The organism is Roseixanthobacter pseudopolyaromaticivorans (assembly GCF_043195145.2).
Classification (GTDB): Bacteria; Pseudomonadota; Alphaproteobacteria; order Rhizobiales; family Xanthobacteraceae; genus NCEH01.
The window spans coordinates 597,705-615,415 of record NZ_CM195539.1; the positions used below are offsets into that span (position 1 = coordinate 597,705).

A 17,711-nucleotide genomic window follows, 5' to 3' on the forward strand; every position below is an offset into this window, starting at 1 on the left:
GTTATGAAGGCGGGACGGAGGAGCAGGCATGGCGGTGTGTGAGATCGTTCGGTTTCCAGATCCGAGGCTGCGGCAGGCGGCGGCCGAGGTGACTCAGTTCGATGCGGCCCTCGCGGCCCTGTCGCAGGATCTGCGCGACACCATGAAGGCGGCACCTGGGATCGGGATCACCGCGCCCCACGTCGGCGTGCCGCTGCGGCTGGTGGTGCTGGACCTTCCGGAGGAGGGGCACACGCGGATCTACGTTAATCCGCGCGTCAGCTGGTCCTCGCCCGAGCTCGGACGCCACCCCGAGGGCAGCGTCTCCATGCCGGGCGTGGTCGACGAGGTGGAGCGCCCGGCGCGGGTTCGCGTGCAATATCAGGACCTTGAGGGAACGCCCCAGGAAGTGGAGGCGGACGGGCTGCTGGCCGTGTGCTTGCAGCACGAGATCGACCAGCTGGACGGCATCTTCTGGCTTCAGAAGCTCTCGCGGCTGCGGCGCGAGCGGGTGGTGAAGCGGTTCGAGAAGCTTGCGCGTGCCGCGTCCAGCGCCTGAGCGGCGCTGCCCGCCTCCGGGAAATCCCGGATTGCGGTTCTGCCGGGGCGCGGCTAAGCCCTTGGCTTATCAGGCACATGGCGCGATCGCCGGTGCGCGCGGAGGAGGGCGGCCATGGCCGAGGAGACGGCGCGCGAGCGTATCGTCAGCGGCGAGAGCGAGCAGATGATCGCCCGCCGCGCGGAAGCAACCCGCGCCATCATGGCCGAAACCGGCATCGACGAGGCGATGATCCGCAGCCTCGTCTTCACGTTCTACGACCGGGTGCGGGGCGACGCGCTGATCGGCCCGATCTTCGAGGAGCGGGTCGTCGACTGGGGCGATCATCTTGAAAAGCTTTGTCTTTTCTGGTCGTCCGTGGCGCTCATGACGGGCCGCTACCACGGCCAGCCCATGCCGCGCCATTTGCCCCTGCCGATTTCCGGCGTCCATTTCGACCGCTGGCTGGACCTGTTCGAGGCGACCGCACGGGAGCTGTGCCCGCCGGCTGCTGCGACGCATTTCATCATCCGCGCCCGCCGCATCGCCGACAGCCTGGAATTGGGAATCGCCTCGAAAAACAATCAGATAGCTTCGCCTCGCCGGCGCCCGGCGCTGTCCTGAAGGGCGGCCTCAAGGTTCCAGTGTGGCGAGCAACTGGCCCAGCAGCACCAGCCCCTGGGGCCACAGGCCCAGCTTGGCGTCGGAGCCGATATGGCCCAGCGCACCGACGTCCGCGACCTGCGATCCCCAGGCTTGCGCGAACGTGCGCGCCCGCTCCAGCGACACGTGTGGATCGTTCCGGCTGGCCGCGACGAGCGAGGGAAAAGGCAGCGGCTTCAAGATCATAGGCGCGAATCCGGACCGCTCGGCGGCGGTCGGGCTGTCGCGGTCGGAGGGGGCGACGAGGAGGGCGCCGGCGACCTTTGCGGCCGGTTCCTCATGGGCCCATTTCATCACCAGGGAGGTGCCGAGGCTGTGGGCGACCAGCACGGCCGGCTTGCGGCAGAGGGCGACCTGTTCCGACAGGCGGGCCGCCCAATCGGCATAGACCGGCCGCAGCCACTCGTCCTGCTCCACCCGGCGCAGGGCGGGAAAGGCTTGCTGCCATTGGGTTTGCCAGTGGTCCGGCCCGGCATTGGCCCAGCCGGGCAGGATCAGGATGTCGAAATCGTCCATGGTGCGGAGCATGCGCCTGCCTTCGTCGCTTGCGCGCCCGCGGGCGAACGCGCCGATGCCAGATCGCCGAATTTCATGCCGGCTGCGCGGACGAACATCACCGCGAAAGGCGATCTCGGCCCTTGTTCGTCCTCTTCCGTGGAGATTCGGTCGAACTTCGGCGCGCCGACAGGATCGCCGGGCTTTGACGTGGATTTCGCCGCGATTTCCGCGAAATTCAGCGAATGAACTGGTCGATATAGTCGGCCCCGAGGCCATTGCCGGCATAATGGGCGCGGCACTTGTCGATCCGGGTGAAAACATCGTCGAAGCCGGTCACATTGCCGTCCGGGTCCACATAGATCATCGCGCCGTTCACCTGGAACAGGGTGATCATCTCTTCCACATGGGGATCGACAACGAGGGTGTGGGTCTCGCCCGGCGCCTCATAGACATATCCGCCTTCGGTGGCGATCCAATCGTGTTCGAGATAGCGCCAGGAGCCCTTGATGACATAGCCGTGCACCGGCAGCGGGTGGCGGTGGCGGGACAGCACGCCGGCCTTGCGCACCTTCAGCAGGTTCATCCAATAGCCGCTGGAGGCGGAAAGCAGCAGCGGGCGGAACCACACATTCTCCTCCAGCGGCACCCACACGCGCTCATCTGTGGGAATGGCGTTCGGCACCACCAGTTCGGGGCGCGCCTCGGCCGGCTGGGGCTTGCGATAGGGCTGCCACTTCTCGTCGATGGGGGCGGCGGGGCGATGCTGAGGCTGGGTCATTCTTCGGTTTCCTCCCGTTACGGGCGATCGCGGTTGTCCGCTTGCCGGCATGGTAGCAAAGACGTGGACGGCGTGCTGTGCGCTGCGGTGGAGGCCGGGGCGCGAGATATGCCTTGGCGTGTGTCGGCTGGTGTTCGTGGCCCCCTCACCCCGACCCTCTCCCCGGCAGGGAGAGGGGGCGTTGCGGAGATCCCACTTCAGCCCTTGGCACCACCGATGGCGTTCAGCACCACGTGCTCGATGCCGGCGGCGTCGAGCTTGTAATGGGCATAGAGATGGGTCGGCGGGGCAATCAGGCTGTATTCGTCATGGATGCCGTGGCGGATCAGTTTTACGCCCGCGCCAACTTCCGTGAGCACTTCGGCCACCGCGCTGCCGAGGCCGCCGAGCACATTGTGCTCCTCGGCCGTCATCAGCACCTTGGAGCGCGCGGCCGCCTTCAGGATCGCCGCCTTGTCGATGGGCTTGATGGTGGGCATGTCGATGACCCCCACCGAGCGGCCCGCCGCGTTCAGCTTGCGCGCCGCCTCAAGCGCCGAATGCACCGGCAGGCCGCAGGCGATGATGGTTATCTCATCGCCCGCGAAATGCTCGATGGCCTTGCCGAATACGAAGGTGACATCCGGCCCGTAGACATCCGGCTCGCGGCCGCGGCCGATGCGGAAATAGATCGGCTCGGGATAGTGCGCCGAGGCCTTGATGGCGGCGGCGAGCTGCGGGCCGTCGGCGGGCGAGACCACGGTGAGATCCGCGATCGCGCGCATGGTGGAAATGTCCTCGGTCGCGTGGTGCGAGGTGCCGTAGAAGCCGAGCGAAATGCCCGTGTGGTGGCCGATGAGCCGCACCGGCTGGCCGCAATAGGCGACATCCATGCGGATCTGCTCGCAGCACAGAAGCCCGAGGAAGGAGGCGAAGGTCGCCACATAGGGCTTGAGCCCGGTGGTGGCGAGGCCCGCCGCCGCCGTCACCATGTTCTGCTCGGAAATGCCGAACTGGATGTAGCGGTCGGGATAGCGCTGCGCGAACTTGGCGAGGCCGTTGGAATATTGCAGGTCGGCGGAGCCGGCCACCACGGGCTCGCCGGCTTCGGCCAGCGAGATCAGTGCATCCGACAGATAGCTGAGGCCGGGGGTCTTGGCGTTGATTTCCCGGTATTGCCAGGAATTGGGCGAGAGCGGGCGATTGGGGGACAGGGTTTCGCTCATGGTTCAGATGTCCCTGTTCATGATTTCTTCGACCGCGATCTTCGCGTCGGAGGGATCGAGATAGCCGAGGTGCCAGCCGGGCTCGGTTTCCATGTAGGAGACGCCCTTGCCCTTCACGGTGCGGGCGATGATGCAGCAGGGCTTGGTGCGCCTTTCGTCCGCCTTCACCTGGCGCAGGAGCGTCGTCAACGCTTCGAGATTGTGCCCGTCGACGACGTGCACCTCCCAGCCGAAGGCGCGCCATTTCTCGTCCAGCGGCTCGATGCCCATGACATCGTCCACGGCGCCGTCCAGCTGGAAGCCGTTGCGGTCGATGATGGCAACCAGTTTGGAGGCCTTGTGGTGGGCAGCGGAAAGGGCCGCTTCCCACACCTGGCCTTCCTGCATCTCGCCGTCGCCCAGCATGACGAACACGTTGAAATTAAGCTTCTGCATGCGCCCGCCGAGCGCCATGCCGAGGCCGGCGGAAAGGGCGTGGCCGATGGAGCCGGAGGAGAAATCGATGCCCGGCACCTTGCGCATGTCGGGATGGTCGCCGAGCGGGTTGCCGAGGCGGGTGTAATTGTCCAGCACCTCTTTCGCGATGTAGCCGAACTCGGCCAGGATCGGGAACAGGCCGACGGCGGCGTGGCCCTTGCCCATCAGGAAGCGGTCGCGATCCGGCCGGGTCGGATTGCCCTTCTCGATGTCCATGATGTCGTAATAGAGCGCCGCGAAAATCTCGGCGGCGCTGAAGACCGAGCTGTAATGGCCGACCTTGGCCACTTCGATCAGCCGGATGGTCTCCAGGCGCACGAAGCGCGCTTTTTCCCGCAGCATCGCGATGGTTTCCGGGGTGGGCCGGAAATTCGACGCGCGATGGTCGGGCGGTGAGGATGGGCTTGCGGCCGCGCTCATGTGGGCTCCCAAATGTTCCGGCCGCCTTCGCGGTGCGAGGGTGCGGGCGGCTTGATGCGGCGAAGCGGCGCTTTCGCGCTTCGTCCAGCTAGTCATAAAATATGATATATCCTTGTGCAAGGAGATCCGGCGTTGCGCCCCTCACCCCGGCGCTCTCCCGGCGGGGAGAGGAGGGTCGTTTCCCGCACATGCCGCTCGTTACCTCTCCCCGCCGGGGAGAGGTCGCATGCCTGCGGGCGGGTGAGGGGGCTCCGCCGAGCCTCAAGCGGCGGCCCTGCGGCGGTTTCTTCGGGCGGCGAATTGCAGGTCGCTCATACACGATATATCATATTCTCATCCAAATGCGATTGCCGTGTTAAGGGCATTGGCAATCCTTCAAACTCACATCTGGCGCGGCCAACGCGCCGTCGAGGAAAAGCAATGATGAAGGTCTTCGGAGCCCCGCGTCGCTACATCCAGGGCGCTGGCGCGCTCGATCATCTGGGCACGGAAATCGCCCGCATCGCCACCGATGCGGTGCTGGTGATCGACCCGTTCATCGACGCTGCCCATGGCGCGCGGATCGCGCAAGCCTGCGCCGCCGCCGGCGTGGACCTGCGGCGCATTGCGTTCGGCGGCGAAAGCTCGCCCGCAGAGGTGGACCGGCTGGTGGCGGAGTGCGGCGCGCGCGTGCCGAGCCTGGTGGCGGCGGCCGGCGGCGGCAAGTGCATCGATGCCGGCAAGGCGCTCGCCGGGCGGCTCGGCGCCAAGGTCGCGACCATCCCCACCATCGCCTCCACCGACGCGCCCACCAGCCACAATTACGTGCTCTATGACGAGCACCACCGCCTGCTGGCGGTGGAGAAGCTCCCCGCCAATCCCGACCTCGTGGTGGTGGATACGCAGGTGATCGCCCAGGCGCCGCGCCATCTGTTCCTCGCCGGCATCGGCGATGCGGTGGTGAAGCTGTTCGAGGTGGAACAGTGCGTGCGCGCCAAGGGCAAGAACATCTACGGCGCGGCCCCCGTGGAAACCGCGCTGATCCTCGCGCGCGGCTGCTACGACGTGCTGCGCGCCCATGCCGAGGACGCGCTCGCCGCCGTGGACCGCAAGAGCGCCGACGATGCGCTCGATCTGGTGGTGGAGGCGACCGTGCTGATGAGCGGGCTCTCGTTTGAGAGCGGCGGCCTCTCCATTTCCCATTCCATGACGCGCGGGCTCTCCGCCGTGCCGAAATATGCCAATGCCCTCCATGGCTTGCAGGTGGCCTATGGCGGGCTCGTGCAATTGGTCCTGGAACGCCGGGACGCGGCCTTCATGGACGATCTCATCGCCTTCTACGGCCGCATCGGCCTGCCGGCGAGCCTTGCCGCGCTCTCCGGCGCCGGGCCGACGCGCGAGGAAGCCGAGACCATCGCGCGCCTCACCCTCACTGCGCCCCACGCCCGCCATTTCCCCCGCGTGCTGGACGAGGCCGAGATCGTCGCCGCCATCCTCGCGCTGGAAGCGCGCGCGGGCACCGGGTCGCAGGCGCTGCGGGCGGCAATATGATATATGTTTTGAGGGTTTAAGCAGGGAATCGCGGGATCCGATGGCCGAGCTGCAGCAAGTCGAGAAAGAGAATCTGTCGGCGCGGGTCTATGGCCGCATCCGGCGGGCGCTGATCGACGGGCAGTTCGAGCCCGGCGAGCGCCTGCGCATCTCAGCGCTGGCGGCCGAGCTCGGCACCAGCATCACCCCCGTGCGCGAGGCGATCTTTCGCCTCGTGAGCGAGCAGGCGCTGGAGATGAAGGCCGCCACCGCCATCCACGTGCCGCTGCTGGATGCCGCACGCCTGCAGGAGATCCAGCTCATCCGCGTGCAGCTTGAAGGGGTGGCGGCGGAGCGGGCGGCGCGGCTGATCACCGACAAGCAATTGCGCAAGCTGGAAGCGATCCAGGCCGAATTCATCGAGGCGGCGGCGACCAATCCCAAGAAAGCCAGCATCAAGAACCGCGACTTCCATTTCGCGCTGCTGGAGATCGCCCAATTGCCGCGGGTGGAATCCATCGTCGAGAACATGTGGACGCTGATGGGGCCGCTCTTGAGCGTGTTCCATTCCACCATGCCGCCGCGCCAGATCGCCGGCAAGGAGCACAAGCATTACGACGTGCTCACCGCGCTGCGCGCCCGCGATCCGGCGGCCGCGCGCGAGGCGATCCAGGCGGATATCGAATGGGGCCGCGTGCTGGTGGCCTGGGTGGAGGCGCAATCGCGCGCGCCCGCCGGCAAGGATGGCGTCGCCCAGCGGCTGGGGTAGGGGCGCAGTTTGCTCACGGCCCGTGCGGCCCGATTTCCCTTCCCTAACCCTCCCCCGCAAACGGGAGAGGGGATCTATGGCTCGTGCTGGAGGGGCGGTTCTCGATCAGCGCCAATGCGCGCCCTCTCCCGCGTGCGGGGGAGGGCTGGGAGGCGGCAGGCCCGAGCGGGGAGCACGCTCGTGCCCGCCCTGAAAAACCCTCAGGCGATGCCGTAGCCACCGTCCACCGGAATGATCGCGCCGGTCACATAGCCCGCCGCCGGAGAGAGCAGGAAGTTCACCACTTCCGCCACATCGGCCGGCGAACCCCAGCGCTGCATGGGAATGCGCGCCATGATGGGCGCCGCGCGCTCGGGATTCTGCAGGGCGCCGGCCGAGAGGCGGGTTTCGATCCAGCCCGGCGCCACCGCATTCACGCGGATCTTTTCCGGCGCCAGCGCCACCGCCAGCGAGCGCGTGAGCTGCACCACCGCGCCCTTGGACGAGGCATAGGCCGGGTTCCGCCCGGAGCCGAAATAGCTCCACATGGAGGCGATGTTCACCACGCTGCCGCCCGCCGCCGCGAGCGCCTTGCGGAACGCCATGGTGACGAGATGGGAGCCGGTGAGGTTGACGTCGAGCACCCGGCGGAAGCCCTCCGGCTCGAATTCCTTCATGTCGTGCAGGATCATGCCGGCGCAATTCACCACCGCCGACACCTCGGAATAGCGCACCGCCAGCGCGGCGATGGCGGCGGCGTCGGTCACGTCCAGCTCGGCGAAGTCGAGCGCGAAATCCGCATCCTTGTCGCGGCCGACGGCGAGCGGCGTGTAGCCCGACTCAACAAGGCGTTCCGCGACGGCGCGGCCGATGCCGGTGCCGCCCCCGGTGACGATGGCGATCTTGGTGCTGCTCACGAAAGGTCTCCGTCCCTGTGTCTCTTTCTGGCGGCCGTCACAGGCCGAGATAGCTGGCGCGCAGATGGTCGTCCGCGAGGAGTTCCGCCCCGGTGCCGCTCAGCGTCATGACGCCGTTCTCAAGCACATAGCCGTAATCGGCCATTTCCAACACCTGGAATACGTTCTGCTCAATGATCAGGATCGTGAGATCGCGCTCCTTGATCTTGGCGATGCTCTCGAACAGGCGATCCACCATGATGGGGGCGAGGCCGAGCGAGGGCTCGTCCAGCGCCAGCACGCGCGGCAGGGCCATGAGCGCACGGCCCACCGCCACCATCTGCTGCTGCCCGCCCGAGAGGGTGGAGGCGTTCAGCGCCTGGCGCTCGCGCAGGATGGGGAACAGCTCGAACACTTCCTCCAGCGTCTGGTCGCGGCGCGCGCGGGCGCGCTTGTTCTGCGCCCCCACCAGCAGGTTCTCGCGGATCGACATGCCGAGGAACAATTGCTTGCCCTCGGGCGACTGCACGAAGCCGCTTTCCACCACCTTGTGGGGCGGGAGGCAGAAGATGCTTTCGCCATAGAGCTTCGCCTCGCCCCGGTGCGGCCGCAGCAGGCCGGAGAGGGTGCGCAGCAAGGTGGACTTGCCGGCGCCGTTGGCGCCGATCAAAGCGACGATGGTGCGCGGCTCCAGCACCAAATTGATGCCGCGCAGCACGTCCTGGTCGCCATAGCCGGACCACAGATCGCGGACCTCAAGCGCGGGCGTCGACATAGCGCTCTCCGAAATAGGCTTTGAGGACGTCCGGCTGGCGCACCACGTCCTTGGGCGGGCCGTCGGCGATCAGCTTGCCGTAGTCGAGCACGATCACCCGGTCCGACAGGCCCATGATGACCTTCATCACATGCTCCACGATCAGAATGGTGATGCCGAGGTCGCGCACCTTGCGCACCAGATGCACCATCTCGCCGGCCTCGTTGGGGGTGGCGCCAGCCACCACCTCGTCCATCAAAAGCAGGCGCGGCTTGGTGGCGAGCGCGCGGCCCAGTTCCAGCTTGCGGCGGTCGAAGGCGGTGAGGTCGTCGGCGTCGGTGTGGGCCTTTGCGCCCATGTCGAGGAAGTCCACCACCTTCTGCGCCTCGGCGCGGGCTTCCGCCTCTGCCGACGTGCGCACGAAGCTGCCGACCATCACATTCTCCAGCACGCTGAGCCCGCCGAACGGCTTGGAGAGCTGGAAGGTGCGCGCGATGCCGAGGCGGCAGATGTCCCACGGCTTGAGATTGGCGAGGCTGCGTCCCTCAAACAGGATTTCGCCGGTGTCCGAGCGGATCGCGCCGGCGATCATGTTGAAGGCCGTGGTCTTGCCCGCGCCGTTGGGGCCGAGCAGGCCGAGGATCTCGCCCTGGTTCAGGTGGAAGGACAAGGTGGAGACCGCCTGCACGCCGCCGAACCTTTTGGAGATGCCCTTCACTTCCAGGATTTTTTGCGTCGCGCTCATTGCCCCTTGCCCTCCAGCGCGTCGGCCTTCACGCCCTTGCGGCCTGTCGCCGGCTTGGCCTTGCGGCCGTCCAGCAGGCGTTGCAGCGGCACGATGATGCCCTTCGGAAAATAGATCACCGCCAGCATCAGCATGATGCCGTACAGGATGAGATGCAGGCCGAGGAAGCTGCCGCCGATGGTGGCGCGCACCATCTCGCCGATGGGATGCAGCAGCAGCGCGCCGAGCGTCGGCCCGAGGATGGTGCCCTGGCCGCCGACAATGGTCATGATGGCCATGTCGATGGACAGATCGATGCCCATGTTCCGCTCGGGATTGATGTAGCGGAACAGCTGCGCGTAATAGGCGCCGCCGAGCCCGGTGAGGAAGGCGCTGATGGCGAGCGCGGTCAGGCTGTAGCGGGTGGGATCGACGCCCAGCGCCTCCGCCCCGTCGCGGTCGCCGCGAATGGCTTTGAGATAAAAGCCGAGGCGCGAGCGCTCCATCAAGGCGGTCGCCGCCATCACGCCCACCAGCATGGCGAGGATGATGTAATAATAGGGCACCTTGCCGTCGAACTGAAAGGCGAGGAAATTCGAGCCCCCCACCGGCGGCACGGTGAGCCCCTGCGCGCCCTTCAGCGGAATGCCGAGAAAATCGTCGGTATTCTCCAGCCAGATGCGCAGGATTTCCGCGAACGCGATGGTGGTCAGCGTGAAATAGGGCCCTTTCAGGCGGAAGGTGGCATAGCCCACCGGCACCGAGAGCAGGGCCGCGAACGCCCCGCCCGCCAGCATGCCGATCCAGGGCGTAAGGCCGAGCTGGGTGAACAGCAGCACGGTCACATAGCCCGCCACCCCGGCGAAGGCTGAATGGCCGAGCGAGAGCTGGCCCACATAGCCGCACACGAAGTTCCAGGACGAAGCCATATAGGCGAAGAACAGGACCATCGCCATGGAATGCAGGATGTAGCTGTCGGTCACGAACAGCGGGATCGCGAGGGCGAGCGCCAGCAGCGGCAGGCCGAGGACGAAGGTGATTTTGGTGCGCATGGGAAACCTCAGGCCCGGCCCATGAGGCCGGCCGGCCGCAGCAGCAGGATCGCGATGAACAGGCCGAACGAGAAGATCGCGGCCGAGGTCGCCGTGACGAATTGCGAGGCGACGGATTCGAACACGCCCAGCAGCAGGCCGCCGAGGATCGAGCCGGGGATCGAGCCGATGCCGCCCAGCACCACCACCAGGAACGACTTGATGCCGAACGACAGGCCGATGTTCGGCGTGATGGAGAAGAACGGCACCAGCAGCGCGCCGAACAGGCCGAGCACCGCGCAGCCGAGGCCGAAGGTGACGTTGTAGACCCTCTGCACATTGATGCCGGAGAGCGAAGCGGCATCGCGGTTCTGCGCGGTGGCGCGGATCGCCCGGCCCATCTCCGAATGCTTCAGCCAGAAGGACAGCGCCGCCGCCACCACGATGGCGGCCAAAAATCCGACAAGGCGGGCGAGATTGATGGGCAGGCCGGCGACGAAGATGGATTCATAGGTGATGTCGACAGCCACCGAGCGCACGTCCGGCCCGAAGGCCATGAGCACGATATTGTCCACCACCAGATAGACGCCGGCGGTGAGCAGCAGCGCGCTCGTGGGCTCCACCACCAGGGCGCGCTCGCGCTTGAACAGCGGCGAGATCACCACGCCCTGCACGAAATAGCCCACCACGAACAGGAACGGCACGGTGGCGAGAATGCTCACATAAGGATGCAGGCCGAGGCTCGCCCACAGCAGATAGGAGCAATACATGGCCAGCATCAGGAACGAGCCATGGGCGAAATTGATCACCCGCATGACGCCGAAGATCAGGCTCAGTCCCAGCGCCACCCCGCCATAGATGCCGCCGATCAAAAGCCCGTTGATGACCGCGAACGAGAGGGTCAACAGATCCATATATCAAACTCCCGTAAGGTCATTTGGTCGGCGGGATGAGGCGTTGCTTTGGGCGAAGGCCGGGGGCGTGCGGCCTTCGCTTCGCTTCCCCTTCCTGGCCCTCCCCCGCACACGGGAGAGGGGACGGATGCAGTCCTCACCCGCACGCCCAAGCAAGAACCCGTGCAGCATCGGCGGGCGAAAGGGTCGACGATTAGTCTCGCGCGCTCCCTCTCCCGCTTGCGGGGGAGGGTTGGGGGGGAGATCCGGCTTGCCTCGTGCCAGCCTTGCTCTCGGCAAAGGGGCATCATGCAAAAAGACCGGCGGGACCCTGCGGCCCCGCCGTTCAGGCGGGGGTCAGCGCTTGGACCAGTCCGGCACGGGCCACACCGGCTTGGTGGTGGCGGCGCGGTTTTCCAGCGGCCACACGGTGAGGCGTTCGCCACCGATATTCTCGGAGATCACCCCGTGCGCGAAGGTGTTCTGCCCCTGGTCGTCGAACTTGATGCGCTGGTAGCCGACGATCAGCGGCATGCCGGAGGTGATGTCCGTGGCGGCCAGCGCATCGCGGATCTTCTCGCGATCGGCCGAGGCGGCGCGCTCCAGCACGTCCTTGATGATGTACAGGTTGGAGACGCCCTGGGCGCCATAGGAGTTGATGTCGTAGCCGGCCAGCGTCTTGAAGCGGGTGTTGGCGTCGAGCACTTTCGGGTCCTTGTCGGTCTTCAGGCGGTCGATCTGCCAGTCTTCCTGCACGAACAGATAGTCTACGGCCTTCTGCGGCACGGCCTTATAATAGGACGGGTCTTCCGAGCCGCCGCCAACCGAGTGGATGCCGTAGGGAATATTGATCTTGTTTTCGAAATACTGGCGCGTAAACAGGATATGGTCCGGCGTATAGGCCACGACGATCAGCGCGTCGGGCTTGGAGGCGCGGATCTTCAGCAGCTGCGCGGTGAAGTCCACCTGGTTGGGCGGGAAGCTCTCGTCGAGCGTGACCTCGTAGCCGCGTTCCTTGGCGAACTTCTTGATGTTCGCCACGTGCGAGCGGCCCCAGTCGGAGCCTTCATAGAACAGGCCGATGGTCTTCGGGCCCTGTCCGCTCTCCTTCTTGAGGAGATCGATGGCGTCGAGCTGCTCGCGCGCGTCGTAGGTGGCCTTGTTGTTGGGGCGGAACACGTATTTGAAGCCGCGCTCGGTGATTTCGTCCTTCACCGCGCCGGTCACGATCCAGGGCGTCTTGTAGCGCTCGGCGACCTCGGAGGCGGGGAAGGTGACGGCGCTGTTATAGGCGCCGACGAGCAGCGAGACGTTCTCGCGCTGGATCAGCCGCTCGGTCTCGGAGGCGCCGATGTCGGGCTTGGACTGGCTGTCGGCGAAGATCAGCTTCAGCTTGGCGCCGCCCATGGAGGCGATGCCGCCGCTTTCATTGATCTGGTCGGCCGCGACCTGCGCGCCCATCTTGGTCTGGTTGCCGATGGTGGCGGAGCCGCCGGAGAGCGGAAGGACGAAGCCGATGGTGACCTCGGCCGGCTTCTGCGCCGGCGCCTGGGCATGGCCGGCCGCGGGCGCGAAGGCGGCGCCGGCCAACAGGGCAGCGGCAAAGCCCCATGCCTTGGATGATGACAAGGTGAGCATTTTTCCTCCCAGATGCATGATCGTTCCCGGCGGGGCCGACCTTCTTATTAGTATGCATGATATATCATGTTTTGCCGCAAGCCTGTCAAGCTGCCGGGCGGGAAGGGGTTTGGGAGGATTGGGGATTCCTGGTCCCCGGCGCCAGGTCGCGCGGCGGAGGCCAGGGAAGGGGCACGGGGCGGGGCCGGCCGGGAGACACGCGGCCCGCCCGGGAACGGCTCGCGCGGCCGTTCCCGATGTCGGTTCAGATGTTGGTCTTGTCGGCGCCCTTCAATTGCAGGATCTGCCGGGCCTCGTCGGGGGTGGCGATCTCCAGGCCCAGGCCCTCGATGATCTTGCGCGCCAGCTTCACCTGGTCGGCATTGGACGTGGCAAGCTTGCCGCGCCCGGCCCAGAGCGAATCCTCAAGCCCCACCCGCACGTTGCCGCCCATGGAGGCGGACATGCCGGCGATCGGCAATTGGTGGCGCCCCGCGCCCAGCACCGACCAGCGATATTGATCGCCGAACAGCCGGTCGCAGGTGCGCTTCATGTGCATGACGTCTTCCGGGTGCGGGCCGATGCCGCCCAGCAGCCCGAACACCGACTGCACGAACAAAGGCGGCTTCACGAGGCCCCGCTCAAGGAAATGGGCGAGATTGTAGAGATGCCCGATGTCGTAGCATTCGAACTCGAAGCGGGTGCCGTTATCGTAGCAAGTCTGGAGGATATATTCGATATCCTTGAACGTATTGCGGAAGACGAGGTCCCGCGTGTTTTCCAGATGGGTGCGCTCCCAGTCGAACTTGAACTCCGGATACTTGTCGAGCAAATGGAACAGGCCGAAATTCATCGAGCCCATGTTGAGCGAGGCGACTTCCGGCTTGAACGTGGCGGCGGGCAGAACCCGTTCTTCCACCTTCATATAGGGGCTGCCGCCAGAGGTGATGTTGATGACCGCATTGGTCGCCTGCTTGATGCGCGGCAGGAACCGGCCGAAGGCTTCCGGCGTCTGGTCCGGCTGCCCGGTTTCGGGATTGCGCGCGTGCAGGTGCAGGATCGCGGCGCCCGCTTCCGCCGCGGCCAGCGCGTCGGCGACGATCTCGTCCGGCGTGATGGGCAGATGGGGCGACATGGTGGGGGTGTGGATCGCGCCCGTGACGGCGCAGGTGATCACCACCTTGCGCGGTCCGGTGGCGGCGGGGGTCTTCGTCTCAGCCATGAAGTCAGCCTTTCCTGAAAGAATTCAGAAGAATTCAGAAGAAATTCAGAGGAGATTTCTTGGGCGCGCGTCACGCGCCGATATCGGCGTCGGCCTTGCGCTTGTGGGCAGCGAGCGCCATCAGCCGGCGGTCGCGCCACACCTGCCGCTCGGCGAGCTGGTCTTGCGGCAGGCGCGCGCGGCGCTCGGCGAGCACCTGCGCCATCACAGGCCCGTTCCAGTCCACCCGGTGCCATTGGCTGGGCGAGATGCGCTCGTAGATCTGCTGGTAGCGCGCCGCATAATCGGCGACGCCGCCGGGCGCGTTGAGGTCGATGGTCTCGAACGGCCCCATAAACGACCAGCGCAGCGCCAGCCCCTCGCGGATGCCGACGTCGATGTCCTCCACGCTGGCATAGCCTTCCGCCACCAGGCGGAACGCCTCTTCCAGCAGGGCGCCCTGCATGCGGTTCATCACGAAGCCGTCCAGCTCGGTTTTCATGACGATGGGCGCCTGGCCAGCGGCGCGCATGAGATCGGCGGCGCGGGTCATGGTCTCGGCGCTGGTCCAGGGCGCGGGCACCACTTCCACCGCCGGGATCAGATAGGGCGGGTTGATGGGATGGCACACGCACACCCGTTCGCGGCCCTTCAAGTGTTCGGAAAAGGCCGAGGGCAGGAGCGCCGAGGTGGAGGAGGCGAGCACGGTGTGCGGCGCCGCGAGGCGGTCCAGTTCCGCGAACAAAGCGCGCTTCACGTCCAGCACCTCGGGCGCGTTCTCCTGCGCATGCACGGCGCCGTCCAACGCCGCCGCATAGGAGGGCGCGGCGGAAAGGCGCGCGCGCACGACGGCGGGCGTATCGCCGTTCAGCAGGCCGTTTTCCGCGAGCGAAGGCAGGACGCCGTCGATATAGCCGAGCGCCGCCTCGGGCGCGCCTTGGGCCTGGTCGGCGAGCGCCACCTCGAACCCGGCGCGGGCGAAGGTGATGGCCCAGGCGCGGCCGATGAAGCCGGAGCCGATGATGGCGATCTTGGTCATGGATGGCCTTTCAGTACGTGTCGATCAAAGCGGTCGGACGCGGCGCTTTCCTCTCCTCAGCCTGCCCCATCCCCAGCCCCCCGCACGCGGGAGAGGGGACAAGGGTGGTGCGGGCGAGGAGGTGGTTCCGTAAGTCCCAGCGCTCCCTCTCCCGCGTGCGGGGGAAGGGTGGGGGGGAAATCACGGCCCGCCTCGCCAAACATCCCTCACAACCACAGCACCTTGCGCCGCAGGTCGAGGTCGCGCGCCAGCGGGCGGGCGGGGCCTTCGTGCATCACCTGCCCGCGCTCCAGCACCACCGCGCGGTCGGCGAGATTCAGCACCACGTCGAGATGGTGGTCGACGATCACCAGGGAGAGCTGGTGGCGCAGCCGGTCGAAGGCGTCGAACAATTCCTCGGTCACCGCCGGCGAGAGCCCCTCGAACGGCTCATCCAGCAGCAGCACGCGGGTGTCGCCCATGAGCGCGCGGGCGACCGCCACCATCTGCTGCTCGCCGCCGGAGAGCAGGTCGGCCGCCGTATCCAGGCGCACCTTCAGGCGCGGGAACAGGTCGAGCACTTCTTCTTCCGAGAAGTGGCGGCCCGCCCCCGTGATGCGCTTCAGGCGCCCCAGCTCCAGATTGTGGCGCACGCTCATGCCGTGGAACAGCGCCCGGCCCTGGGGCACATAGCCGACCCCGTGTCGCGCGATGGCGGCGGAGGAGAGGCCGGCCAGTTCCTCGCCCGCGAGGCGCACCGAGCCGGAAGCGGGCTTCACGATGCCGACGATGGTCTTCAGCAAGGTGGACTTGCCGGCGCCGTTGCGGCCCAGCAAGGCGACGATCTCGCCCTCGCGCGCCACCATGGACACTTCGGTGAGAATGCGGCTCTTGCCGTAGAAGGCATCCACCTTCGACAGTTCCAGCATGACGGTGTCGGTCGCCGCCGTGGCGAGGTCGCGGGAGGCCAGCGCCGCCGCGCCGGAGCCGATATAGACGTCCTGCACGCGCTTGTCGGAGCGCGCGTCCTCCACAGTGCCGTCCACCAGCACCGCGCCGTCGGCCATGACGGTGACCGCGTCGGCCAATTCGAACACCCGGTCGATGTCGTGTTCCACCAGCAGCACCGGCACCTCGCCGGAAATCTGCTTGATGAGGTTGGACACCCGTGTGCGCTCTGCCGCGGCAAGGCCGGCCAAAGGCTCGTCCAGCAGCAGCACGCGCGGCCGCGAGGTGAGCGCCAGCCCCATGTCCAGCAGCCGCTGGCCGCCATAGGAGAGCGCGCCGGCCTCCGCATGCTCCATGCCGGAGACGCCGAGGAAGGCGACCATCTCGCCGGTCTCGTGGTGGATGTCGGGAATGTCGGCGATGTCGGTCCAAGGATCGAACCGGCGCTTGTGGGTCGCCTGCACGCCGAGGCGCAAATTCTCGTGCACCGAGAGGGTGGGAAACAGATTGGTGATCTGGAACGAGCGCGCCAGCCCCTTGGCGCACACCTTGTGGGGCGGCAGCCCGTCGATGCGCTCGCCCGCCAGGCGGATCTCGCCGGAATCCGGGCGGAACATGCCGGAGATCAGGTTGAAGGCGGTGGTCTTGCCGGCGCCGTTGGGGCCGATCAGGGCATGCAGCGTGCGGTCCTTCACGGCCACCGCGCCGGAGCGCACCGCCTTGATGCCGCCGAACGCGCGGGCGAGGTCCTTCGCCTCCAGCAGCGCCCCGGCACCGCTCCAGCGCGGCTGGCTGCGCAGGGATGAGGGCAGGGGACGCAATTCGGCCCCCGTGCGCGCGCCCATGGCCGAGCCTTGCTCGCGTTTCTTCAGCAGCGGCGCCAGCAGGCGGCCCGCCACCCCAACCAGCCCGGTGGGCGAGAACACGATGAAGGCGACGAACAGCAGGCCGAAATAGAACAGCCAGTTGGGCGTCCACATGGAGAGGAATTCGCGGAACAGCACGAAGAACAGCGCGCCCAGCGCCGGGCCGAGGAACGACCGCATGCCGCCGATCACCACCATGGCCAGCAGTTCGCCGGAAAAGGCGATGCTCACCGGGTCGGCCGAGGCAAAGCGATGGTGAAACACCATGAGCCCGCCGGCGAGCGCCGTGAGCCCGGCCGAGAGCACGAAGCAGGCGACCTTGTAGAGGGTCGTGTCATAGCCGATGAAGCGGGCCCGCTGCTCGTTCTCGCGGATCGCCACCAGCACCGCGCCCATGGGCGAGCGCACGAACCGCTGGAGGCCGTAGACCGCGATGAGCGTGACCAGCGCCACCACCACATAGAACGGCCAGGCCCGTTCCAGATCAAGCCCGAAGGCGGCACCGCGCTTCACGCCGCCGAGCCCGTTCTCGCCGCCGGTCAGGTCGGTCCAGCGGAAGGCGACGGTGTAGAGCAAAGCGGTGAAGGCGAGGGTGAGCAGCGAGAAATACACGCCGCGCCGGCGCAGTACCACGAAGCCGATGGGGATGGCGGCCAGCGTCACCAGCAGCGCCGCCGGCACCACCAGGATCATGCCGGATTCAGGAAACACGTGGCGCTGGAGCAGCGCCGCCGCATAGGCGCCGAGGCCGAACCATGCGCCGTGGCCGAATGAGACGAGGCCGGTGTAGCCCACCAGCAGGTTCAGCGCCATGCAGGCGAGCGCCAGCACCACGATGTCGGTGGCGGAGGTCAGCGTCAGGCCGAAGGCCGTGACGACATAGGGCAGGAGGAGAAGGCCCGCTGCGGCGATCAGGAGATTGGCGTTCCGGGCGAGCATTGCGCTCCC

At 66.8% G+C, this 17,711-nt stretch carries 17 protein-coding genes; 4 read left to right on the forward strand and 13 right to left on the reverse strand.

The features are described 5' to 3' along the window. The first annotated feature begins 28 nt into the window (after positions 1-28). Positions 29-538, forward strand: coding sequence for a peptide deformylase (locus tag V5F68_RS02785; protein ID WP_394014576.1), 510 nt, complete (start codon positions 29-31; stop codon positions 536-538). A 114-nt stretch (positions 539-652) separates the two neighbouring features. After that, complete coding sequence (locus V5F68_RS02790) at positions 653-1,141, forward strand: group III truncated hemoglobin (RefSeq protein WP_394014574.1); 489 nt, start codon at positions 653-655, stop codon at positions 1,139-1,141. A 9-nt stretch (positions 1,142-1,150) separates the two neighbouring features. Here the strand turns inward: V5F68_RS02790 and V5F68_RS02795 are convergent, their stop codons facing one another. From V5F68_RS02795 to V5F68_RS02810, 4 genes are all read right to left on the reverse strand, one after another. Further along, on the reverse strand, positions 1,151-1,708 hold the full coding sequence (locus tag V5F68_RS02795) for an RBBP9/YdeN family alpha/beta hydrolase (RefSeq protein WP_394014573.1): 558 nt from the start codon (positions 1,706-1,708) through the stop codon (positions 1,151-1,153). Between the two features lie 205 nt (positions 1,709-1,913). Next, the gene (locus tag V5F68_RS02800) at positions 1,914-2,456 is read right to left on the reverse strand and encodes a 2,4'-dihydroxyacetophenone dioxygenase family protein (protein WP_394014572.1); all 543 of its coding nucleotides are present in this window, start codon (positions 2,454-2,456) and stop codon (positions 1,914-1,916) included. Between the two features lie 197 nt (positions 2,457-2,653). Further along, positions 2,654-3,661 (reverse strand): transketolase family protein, encoded by a 1,008-nt coding sequence (locus tag V5F68_RS02805; protein ID WP_394014571.1) that lies wholly within the window; start codon positions 3,659-3,661, stop codon positions 2,654-2,656. Between the two features lie 3 nt (positions 3,662-3,664). Next, entirely contained in the window at positions 3,665-4,558 is an 894-nt protein-coding gene (locus V5F68_RS02810) for a transketolase (protein WP_394014570.1), read from the reverse strand. Positions 4,559-4,978: 420 nt separating this feature from the next. On the opposite strand from V5F68_RS02810, the gene V5F68_RS02815 reads away from it, so the two are divergent. Together V5F68_RS02815 and V5F68_RS02820 are read left to right on the forward strand one after the other, a co-directional pair. Then, entirely contained in the window at positions 4,979-6,088 is a 1,110-nt protein-coding gene (locus tag V5F68_RS02815) for a glycerol dehydrogenase (RefSeq protein ID WP_394014569.1), read from the forward strand. Between the two features lie 40 nt (positions 6,089-6,128). Then, complete coding sequence (locus V5F68_RS02820; RefSeq protein ID WP_394014568.1) at positions 6,129-6,836, forward strand: GntR family transcriptional regulator; 708 nt, start codon at positions 6,129-6,131, stop codon at positions 6,834-6,836. A gap of 200 nt (positions 6,837-7,036) precedes the next feature. On the opposite strand, the gene V5F68_RS02825 is transcribed toward V5F68_RS02820, so the two are convergent. From V5F68_RS02825 to V5F68_RS02865, 9 genes are all read right to left on the reverse strand, one after another. Next, a complete protein-coding gene (locus V5F68_RS02825) occupies positions 7,037-7,732 on the reverse strand; it encodes an SDR family NAD(P)-dependent oxidoreductase (RefSeq protein WP_394014567.1) in 696 nt (231 codons plus the stop codon). 37 nt (positions 7,733-7,769) lie between these two features. Beyond that, positions 7,770-8,486 carry an ABC transporter ATP-binding protein gene (locus V5F68_RS02830; protein WP_394014566.1) on the reverse strand — a complete coding sequence of 239 codons (717 nt, stop codon included), beginning with the start codon at positions 8,484-8,486 and terminating at the stop codon, positions 7,770-7,772. Continuing rightward, complete coding sequence (locus tag V5F68_RS02835) at positions 8,467-9,210, reverse strand: ABC transporter ATP-binding protein (protein ID WP_394014565.1); 744 nt, start codon at positions 9,208-9,210, stop codon at positions 8,467-8,469. Before V5F68_RS02835 ends, V5F68_RS02830 begins: the two co-directional genes overlap by 20 nt. Continuing rightward, positions 9,207-10,241, reverse strand: coding sequence for a branched-chain amino acid ABC transporter permease (locus V5F68_RS02840; RefSeq protein ID WP_394014564.1), 1,035 nt, complete (start codon positions 10,239-10,241; stop codon positions 9,207-9,209). The genes V5F68_RS02835 and V5F68_RS02840 overlap by 4 nt, the downstream gene beginning before the upstream one ends. A gap of 8 nt (positions 10,242-10,249) precedes the next feature. Next, the gene (locus V5F68_RS02845) at positions 10,250-11,134 is read right to left on the reverse strand and encodes a branched-chain amino acid ABC transporter permease (RefSeq protein ID WP_394014563.1); all 885 of its coding nucleotides are present in this window, start codon (positions 11,132-11,134) and stop codon (positions 10,250-10,252) included. A gap of 336 nt (positions 11,135-11,470) precedes the next feature. Further along, entirely contained in the window at positions 11,471-12,751 is a 1,281-nt protein-coding gene (locus V5F68_RS02850; protein WP_394014561.1) for an ABC transporter substrate-binding protein, read from the reverse strand. Between the two features lie 244 nt (positions 12,752-12,995). After that, positions 12,996-13,952 carry a 3,5-dioxohexanoate:acetyl-CoA acetone transferase gene (kce, locus tag V5F68_RS02855; RefSeq protein ID WP_394014560.1) on the reverse strand — a complete coding sequence of 319 codons (957 nt, stop codon included), beginning with the start codon at positions 13,950-13,952 and terminating at the stop codon, positions 12,996-12,998. Positions 13,953-14,022: 70 nt separating this feature from the next. Further along, entirely contained in the window at positions 14,023-14,970 is a 948-nt protein-coding gene (locus V5F68_RS02860) for a 3-hydroxyacyl-CoA dehydrogenase (protein ID WP_394014559.1), read from the reverse strand. Between the two features lie 206 nt (positions 14,971-15,176). After that, positions 15,177-17,702 (reverse strand): branched-chain amino acid ABC transporter ATP-binding protein/permease, encoded by a 2,526-nt coding sequence (locus V5F68_RS02865; RefSeq protein WP_394014558.1) that lies wholly within the window; start codon positions 17,700-17,702, stop codon positions 15,177-15,179. Between the last annotated feature and the right edge of the window lie 9 nt (positions 17,703-17,711).

Coding starts and splice junctions, on each gene's coding strand:
- V5F68_RS02785 (WP_394014576.1), top strand. CDS start 29: ATGGCGGTGTGTGAGATCGTTCGGTTTCCAGATCCGAGGCTGCGGCAG.
- V5F68_RS02790 (WP_394014574.1), top strand. CDS start 653: ATGGCCGAGGAGACGGCGCGCGAGCGTATCGTCAGCGGCGAGAGCGAG.
- V5F68_RS02795 (WP_394014573.1), bottom strand. CDS start 1,708: ATGCTCCGCACCATGGACGATTTCGACATCCTGATCCTGCCCGGCTGG.
- V5F68_RS02800 (WP_394014572.1), bottom strand. CDS start 2,456: ATGACCCAGCCTCAGCATCGCCCCGCCGCCCCCATCGACGAGAAGTGG.
- V5F68_RS02805 (WP_394014571.1), bottom strand. CDS start 3,661: ATGAGCGAAACCCTGTCCCCCAATCGCCCGCTCTCGCCCAATTCCTGG.
- V5F68_RS02810 (WP_394014570.1), bottom strand. CDS start 4,558: ATGAGCGCGGCCGCAAGCCCATCCTCACCGCCCGACCATCGCGCGTCG.
- V5F68_RS02815 (WP_394014569.1), top strand. CDS start 4,979: ATGATGAAGGTCTTCGGAGCCCCGCGTCGCTACATCCAGGGCGCTGGC.
- V5F68_RS02820 (WP_394014568.1), top strand. CDS start 6,129: ATGGCCGAGCTGCAGCAAGTCGAGAAAGAGAATCTGTCGGCGCGGGTC.
- V5F68_RS02830 (WP_394014566.1), bottom strand. CDS start 8,486: ATGTCGACGCCCGCGCTTGAGGTCCGCGATCTGTGGTCCGGCTATGGC.
- V5F68_RS02835 (WP_394014565.1), bottom strand. CDS start 9,210: ATGAGCGCGACGCAAAAAATCCTGGAAGTGAAGGGCATCTCCAAAAGG.
- V5F68_RS02840 (WP_394014564.1), bottom strand. CDS start 10,241: ATGCGCACCAAAATCACCTTCGTCCTCGGCCTGCCGCTGCTGGCGCTC.
- V5F68_RS02845 (WP_394014563.1), bottom strand. CDS start 11,134: ATGGATCTGTTGACCCTCTCGTTCGCGGTCATCAACGGGCTTTTGATC.
- V5F68_RS02850 (WP_394014561.1), bottom strand. CDS start 12,751: ATGCTCACCTTGTCATCATCCAAGGCATGGGGCTTTGCCGCTGCCCTG.
- kce (WP_394014560.1), bottom strand. CDS start 13,952: ATGGCTGAGACGAAGACCCCCGCCGCCACCGGACCGCGCAAGGTGGTG.
- V5F68_RS02860 (WP_394014559.1), bottom strand. CDS start 14,970: ATGACCAAGATCGCCATCATCGGCTCCGGCTTCATCGGCCGCGCCTGG.
- V5F68_RS02865 (WP_394014558.1), bottom strand. CDS start 17,702: ATGCTCGCCCGGAACGCCAATCTCCTGATCGCCGCAGCGGGCCTTCTC.